Raw genomic sequence first — 7,038 nt, 5'->3', positions numbered from 1 at the left:
TTCAGTTTTCAAAGATCTATCAGTTGTTGTTTTTCCAACTCAATAATAATAACATGATTACAATAATGTGTCAACATGTTTTTTGAATTTCTTTTTCGTTACAATTTGTTACGAATCAATATCAAACAACTTTTATATAGTAACAAATAAAAAAAGCTAAGTCAACTAAAACTTAGCAATTTTTTCAACTTAAATATGGTACTCCACTAATCTCGAAATTCTTCAAGACTTCTCTTAAGGTTTTAGGATCTTCCCAAGAAAAAACATTTTCTTCTATATTAAGATCATCTTTGTCTTCATCTAAACTAAAAACAAAAAGTGGCATTTTCAACTCTCCAAAATACACACTAGTTAACTCAACTAGTTCCATGCTACTCGTATCCAGATGAACCTCATCTCTGAATTCATTTAATATACAAGCTAAACTTGTGTATTCATTATCTACTTTTGTCATAACAAACTCTACTTGGCTGTTTTCTTTTTTAACAAGAAATTTTTTATGTCCATCTTCTTGATTAAGAATAACTGTTCCAGCAACTTTTACTTGTTCCAACATATTCCACCTCTTAAGTTTTAATGTTTAACGTGTTAATTTTCGACAAATTTAATTATACCATATTTTCTGAAAAAAATCTGTTACTTTACAATGTTTCTTTTAAAGCTTCATCGATCCATTCATCTAATTTGTCTTCAATCGTTGCGAAACCTATTTTTTTATTCTTATTCGTGAAGAATTTTTTCTTTCTATAAGCTACTGGCGGTGCAGGTTGTAACACTCTGAGGGATAAACTAATCTTTTGAGTATATTCATCAATATCAATGATTTTAACTGTTACTTTTTGACCAACTTCTAATTCATCTGCAATATTTTTAATAAATCCATGCTTCACTTCTGACACATGAATCAGTCCTTGCTGGTTATTGTCTAATGATACAAAGGCTCCGTATGGCTGGATACCTGTTATTTTTCCATTGATAACCATTCCGATTTTATATTCCATCCTATCAGCTCCATTCAAATCATACATATTTTAACATAAAAAAAGACTAAGGACAGAAAATGTCCTTAATCTTTTACTCGTTAATTTCGATTGCGTCGATTGTAATATCATATAATGGGCGATCTTGAGCGTCTCTTTTTACAGAGGCCATTTCATCAACAACATCCATACCTTCCATAACATGTCCAAACACCGTATGTTTGAAATCTAACCATGGTGTACCACCGTTTTTGTATGCTTCAATGATTTCACTTGGAAAACCAGCACCTTCTAATTGACCTAGCATATTAGCTGGGACATTTTGATTTTGAACGATGAAGAATTGGCTTCCATTTGTATTTGGTCCAGCGTTAGCCATTGATAAAGCTCCACGTAAGTTAAATACTTCTTGTGAAAACTCATCTTCAAATTTTTCTCCGTAGATACTTTCTCCACCCATGCCTGTTCCTGTTGGGTCTCCACCTTGAATCATAAAATCAGGGATAATACGATGGAAGATAACACCGTCATAATAACCTTTTTTACCTAATTCGATAAAATTCTTAACTGTTTTAGGTGCTTGTTCTGGGAATAAAGCAACTTTAATATCACCACGGTTTGTTTTGATTGTTGCTGTTACTTTACTTGCTTCTAAATTTAATTGTGGAAATTGACTCATGTTAATTCCTCCTATATACTAATTAATTTTCTAAAATACTTCTAACTTTAGTTGTTAATAAATCAATGGCAACTTGGTTCTTGCCACCTTCAGGTATGATGACATCAGCATACTTCTTCGTTGGCTCGATAAATTGAGAATGCATTGGTTTAACAACACTTAAATATTGATCAATCACTGAATCTAATGAACGACCACGATCTTCAATATCTCGTTTGATACGACGAATGATACGAATATCATCTTCTGTATCTACATAAACTTTAATATCCATTAAATCTCTTAGTCTTTCATCTTCTAAGATTAAGATACCTTCTAAGATAATTACTTCTTTTGGTTCTTGGTGAGCCACTTCTGTTGATCTTGTATGCGCTTCGTAATCATAGATAGGTTTATCAATGCTTTGATAACACATCAAATCTTTTAGGTGCTCGATTAATAAATCAGTATCAAACGCCAATGGGTGATCGTAATTTGTGTTTAGTCGCTCTTCAAATGAAAGATGACTTTGATCCTTATAGTACGAATCTTGTTCAAACAGCAGAATCGAATGGTTTGGCAATGCGTTTAAAATAGCTCGACTAACACTTGTTTTTCCGCTACCAGAACCACCTGTCACGCCAATGACAATAGGACGCTCATTTTTTGTTTCCATGGTATCCCTCACTTATTTATTTTTATTCCTTCTTTGATATCCTACTCTATCACCGCTTGACTTTCAACATATTAGTGACTTTTTTCTTCTTTTTCTCTATTAATTCCTATTTAATTGTAAGAAAAGGCCATTTTTCAATTGATTATGATTCTCACTATCGGTTAAGCCACATTAAAAGATAGAGAATAACTTCTATGATAGTATAAATTGATATGATAAGGAGGAGCAATATGAACGATACATTTTTATCTATAAAAAACCTGCATTTTTCAACTGAAGAAAAATGCATTCTGTCAGATATATCATTTGACGTCAAAAAAGGAGAGCTAATCACCATTAGTGGTCCTTCAGGAAGTGGTAAAAGTACTTTACTTAAATTAATTGCTACAATGATTCCTAAAACAAGTGGAGAGATTATTTTCAAAGAAAAGAAAATCGAAGATTACTCACCCACTGACTATCGTAAAGACGTTTCATACTTTTTTCAAAATCCAGTTTTGTTTGGGGAAACCGTTAAGGACAACTTGATTTTCCCTTATGAGATTCGTAACTTAACATTTGATGAATCTAGAGCGATTACATTATTAGAAAGCGTCCAACTTGATAAAAGTTTTATCGATAAAAAAGTCACTGATTTATCTGGTGGAGAAAAACAACGCGTTGCCTTTGTTAGAAACTTACTATTTCCACCTGAGTTATTACTACTCGACGAAGTAACAAGTGCCTTAGATGAAGAAAATAGTCGGATTATTAAGGAAATGATTGTCAAGTTAAACCAAGAGGACCATCTAACTGTCTTATGGGTAACTCATGATAAGAGCGAATTTTTATCTTCTCCAAGACAACTTGTAATTGAAGAAGGTCGACTAAAGGAGGATACTCATGAATAGTTTAAACATCTCAAATCTATCATTACTTTTTGCCAGTGCTTTGGTATTTATTGCTTTATTAATTGATTACAAAGAAAAACTTGGCTTAGGAAAAGATATTTTCATTGCTGCAATTCGTACGGTTATTCAATTATTCATTATCGGTTATGTTTTAAGCGCCATCTTTAAATTAGACAATGCCATCGTAACAAGCTTAATGGTCTTATTTATTATTTTTAATGCCGCATATAACGCAGGCAAAAGAGCTAAACATTTAGAAAATGGCTTTAAAATTTCTCTTGCTGCCATTAGTATGGGGACTTTTCTCTCTTTAACTGTTCTACTGCTTTCTGGTACCTTAAAATGGACGCCCTCTCAAATTGTTCCAATCACTGGAATGATTGCTAGTAATGCCATGACAGCGATTGGTGTTGGATATCGTACGATGAATTCAAAATTCACTGATCAACGTCAACAAGTACAAGAAAAACTTGCCTTAGGAGCGACTAAAAAGCAAGCAACTCTTCCTATTATTAAGGAAAGTATTAAAACAGCTATGCAACCAAGTATTGATAGTGCCAAAACAGTTGGTTTAGTTAGTTTACCGGGTATGATGAGTGGTTTAATGTTTGCTGGGATTGATCCTACTACTGCTATTCGTTATCAAATTGTTGTAATGTTTATGTTAATTTCAACAACTGGATTTGCTACAATGATTGCTTCTTACTTAGGCTATCATCAATATTTCAATGATTTTGAACAACTAAAATAAAAAAGGACTGAGATGTTAGTGATTGCATTTACTAACATCTCAGTCTTTTAATTTATCTTTCTTGTACGTATTTATACGCAGTTCCTAAAGAGATATTACACTCTTCAGCAATTTGTCGCAATGTGTAGCGATTGTTATTGTATAAAAATCTAATTTGTTCAATCGTTTCTTCAGAAATTTTTGGACGACCACCAACACGACCTTTACGGCGAGCTTCTTGTAGTCCTTTAGTTGTTCTTTCGCGAATAATCATTTTTTCCATTTCAGCGATTTTTAGGATCATTTCTACGTAAGGTGCATCATCAATGTCACTGTACGCTGCTCCTTTTTTAACCACAACTAATTGTATGTTTTTTTCTTTTAATTCAGCTAAAAATTCAGCTAATTGAATAATTGATTTTCCTAAACAGCGTAATTCATAAACAACTAGTTCGTCCCCAGAACCTAAAGTTGCAACAATTTCTTTTAAGACATCATCATTTTGACTAATACCTTCATTCATTTCTTCTTCAACTGTTACTGTTTCAATATTAACGCTTTTTAATCCCTCTATTTGTTCTTTTACATAGCTTTCTTCGCTAGATGCGTATACATATCCAATTGTTTTCATCACAATTTCCCCCTATATTTTCTATATTCGATTTATTAAAGTTAGTTAGTTATTTCCTTCTATGTTCATACTATACCTCTTTTTTAAAAAACCCGCCTTATCAAACTTTTCTTAAGGTTGTGAAAAATCTGATAAAAAAATAGAGCTATTTATGAATATTTGTTACGAATCAAAGAACATTGAGTGATAACATAACTCATGATATTAGTTTTTTTACTGATAAACCATCTAAATAAGCTACTATCCCAGTTCATTATAGGTTCGTTTATCTATATAATATTATCAAAAAATGTGGTAGGTTTAGCAATTTTACGTCAACGTTACTTTAACCTCGTTTCTATAAATAAACCATGGTTTAATTGATTTCACAAGAAAAGTGACTTCAAGCAAAAAAGACTCATTCAATTAAGAATCAGTCTTTTTCATTTATAAGAAACAGCAGATGGGGGAATTATCTACTGATCTTTCTTTTGGGAGAGTTTCTTTTGATACATATCAACTTCATCGTCACTACAATAAACAGAGTGACCTGGAGCGATTTCTCGTAAGAATCGTTCCTTACCATCATTCATCACAGGATCATAAAGAATACGCACACGCTCACGTTCATAATCTGGATCAGGTAAAGGAATCGCTGAAAGTAAACTTTCAGTATAAGGATGAAGACCATAGTTATAAATCTCAGCAGCTGTTCCTACTTCTACCAACTTACCAAAATACATAACCCCAATACGGTCGCTAATATATTTCACCATAGACAAGTCATGGGCAATAAATAAATAAGTTAATTTTTCTTTTTCCTGTAGCTCTTGTAATAAGTTAACTACTTGAGCTTGAATAGACACGTCAAGAGCTGAAATAGGTTCATCACAGATGATAAATTTTGGTTCTACTGCTAAGGCTCTTGCGATACCAATCCGTTGACGTTGACCACCAGAAAACTCATGAGGGTAACGAGTTCCGTGACTTGGATCTAAACCTACTGTTTTTAATAAGTCATTCACTCGCTTAGTTCGATCTTCCTCATTTTTAGCAAGACCATGAACATCTATCCCTTCAGCAATAATATCCTTAACTTTCATTCGAGGATTTAAAGAAGCATAGGGATCTTGATAAATCATTTGAACGTCACGTCTAAATTGACTTAAATCTTTACGTCCTTTGATTTTTGCCACGTCTTCCCCGTCAAATTTAATTTCTCCACTGGTTGGGTGGTATAAACGAATAATACTTCTACCCGTTGTTGACTTACCACAACCTGACTCACCTACTAAACCAAATGTTTCTCCTTCATAAATAGAGAAACTAATATCATCGACGGCCTTTACTTCATCAGCTCGTCCAACGTTAAAATGTTGCTTTAAATTATTCACTTCTAATAGTAATTTCTTTTCTTGTGTTGCTTCCATCATTCCCACCTCTTTCTACGCATCAAAACGTCCTTTGTATTTTTCTCTTCGTCGAACAATTTCAGCAGGAGGCACTACCTTTGGAGCTCCAGGCGCTAATAACCAAGTCGCTGCCTTATGAGTAGGCGACACATCAAAGAATGGTGGTACTTCTTCTGTATCAATCTGCATAGCAAATTCATTTCGAGGATAAAAAGCATCTCCTGTTGGTGGGTCTAATAAATCTGGTGGTGACCCTGGAATTGCGTAAAGTTTTTCGTTACTCGTCTCAAGGGTTGGCATTGAACTTAATAACCCCCATGTATAAGGGTGTTGTGGGTTATAGAATATTTCATCTGACGTCCCAATTTCAACAATTCGTCCACCATACATTACTGCTACTCTATCAGCCACATTAGCTACTACCCCTAAATCATGGGTAATAAAAATAATAGAAGTTTGAATTTTCTGTTGGATGTCTTTCATCAAATCAATAATTTGAGCTTGAATGGTTACATCTAATGCCGTTGTTGGCTCATCGGCGATCAACACTTCTGGATAACAAATCAAAGCAATAGCAATAACAATCCGTTGACGTTGCCCACCTGAAAATTGATGTGGGTAATTTTTTAATCGTTTTTCAGCATTAGGAATACCTACTAATTTCAATAAATCTAGAGCACGGTCTAAAGCATCTTTTTTAGAAATTTTGCGATGCTTTCTTAATGATTCAGCGACTTGATTACCAATATTCATCGTTGGATCAAGTGAAGTCATCGGATCCTGAAAGATCATCGCAATATCTTTCCCACGAATAGATTGCATTTGTTTTTCTGTTTTGTGGACTAAATCTTCTCCTTTAAAGAGAATTTGTCCCTCATCTATATTGGCATTATTCGCCAAAAGTCTCATGATTGTACGAGTTGTTACTGATTTTCCTGAACCAGATTCCCCTACAATCGCTAACGTTTCACCTTTATGTAAGTCAAAATTAACACCACGAATGGCGTGAACTTTACCAGCAAAAGTATCAAACGAAATATTTAAGTCTTTAACTTCTAATACTTTTTCCATTTGTCATCACC

9 protein-coding genes are annotated in these 7,038 nt (G+C 33.6%); 2 read left to right on the top strand and 7 right to left on the bottom strand.

Annotation, left to right across the window (positions count from 1 at the left end):
* Positions 1–184: 184 nt before the first annotated feature.
* The 4 genes from DOK76_RS02525 to udk all read right to left on the bottom strand — a co-directional run bounded on the left by DOK76_RS02525 (position 185) and on the right by udk (position 2,314).
* Positions 185–553: a hypothetical protein gene (locus tag DOK76_RS02525; RefSeq protein ID WP_206964753.1), complete on the bottom strand. Its 369-nt coding sequence runs from the start codon at positions 551–553 to the stop codon at positions 185–187.
* A gap of 88 nt (positions 554–641) precedes the next feature.
* On the bottom strand, positions 642–1,001 hold the full coding sequence (yugI, locus tag DOK76_RS02520) for a S1 domain-containing post-transcriptional regulator GSP13 (protein ID WP_206964752.1): 360 nt from the start codon (positions 999–1,001) through the stop codon (positions 642–644).
* A gap of 73 nt (positions 1,002–1,074) precedes the next feature.
* On the bottom strand, positions 1,075–1,659 hold the full coding sequence (locus DOK76_RS02515; protein WP_206964751.1) for a peptidylprolyl isomerase: 585 nt from the start codon (positions 1,657–1,659) through the stop codon (positions 1,075–1,077).
* A gap of 22 nt (positions 1,660–1,681) precedes the next feature.
* Positions 1,682–2,314 carry a uridine kinase gene (gene udk / locus DOK76_RS02510; protein ID WP_206964749.1) on the bottom strand — a complete coding sequence of 211 codons (633 nt, stop codon included), beginning with the start codon at positions 2,312–2,314 and terminating at the stop codon, positions 1,682–1,684.
* A 230-nt stretch (positions 2,315–2,544) separates the two neighbouring features.
* On the opposite strand from udk, the gene DOK76_RS02505 reads away from it, so the two are divergent.
* Positions 2,545–3,204 (top strand): ABC transporter ATP-binding protein, encoded by a 660-nt coding sequence (locus DOK76_RS02505; RefSeq protein WP_206964748.1) that lies wholly within the window; start codon positions 2,545–2,547, stop codon positions 3,202–3,204.
* Entirely contained in the window at positions 3,197–3,955 is a 759-nt protein-coding gene (locus DOK76_RS02500; RefSeq protein WP_206964747.1) for an ABC transporter permease, read from the top strand. Before DOK76_RS02505 ends, DOK76_RS02500 begins: the two co-directional genes overlap by 8 nt.
* Before the next feature lie 52 nt (positions 3,956–4,007).
* On the opposite strand, the gene DOK76_RS02495 is transcribed toward DOK76_RS02500, so the two are convergent.
* From DOK76_RS02495 to DOK76_RS02485, 3 genes are all read right to left on the bottom strand, one after another.
* A complete protein-coding gene (locus tag DOK76_RS02495; RefSeq protein ID WP_206964746.1) occupies positions 4,008–4,565 on the bottom strand; it encodes a recombinase family protein in 558 nt (185 codons plus the stop codon).
* Positions 4,566–5,020: 455 nt separating this feature from the next.
* Entirely contained in the window at positions 5,021–5,974 is a 954-nt protein-coding gene (locus tag DOK76_RS02490) for an ABC transporter ATP-binding protein (RefSeq protein WP_206964754.1), read from the bottom strand.
* Positions 5,975–5,989: 15 nt separating this feature from the next.
* On the bottom strand, positions 5,990–7,027 hold the full coding sequence (locus tag DOK76_RS02485) for an ABC transporter ATP-binding protein (RefSeq protein ID WP_206964745.1): 1,038 nt from the start codon (positions 7,025–7,027) through the stop codon (positions 5,990–5,992).
* Positions 7,028–7,038: the final 11 nt, after the last annotated feature.

This window comes from Candidatus Vagococcus giribetii, from assembly GCF_017316185.1.
In the GTDB taxonomy this organism is placed as follows: domain Bacteria; phylum Bacillota; class Bacilli; order Lactobacillales; family Vagococcaceae; genus Vagococcus; species Vagococcus giribetii.
Note: the sequence above shows the minus strand (reverse complement) of the source record. Positions and strands in the feature narration are given on the sequence as shown.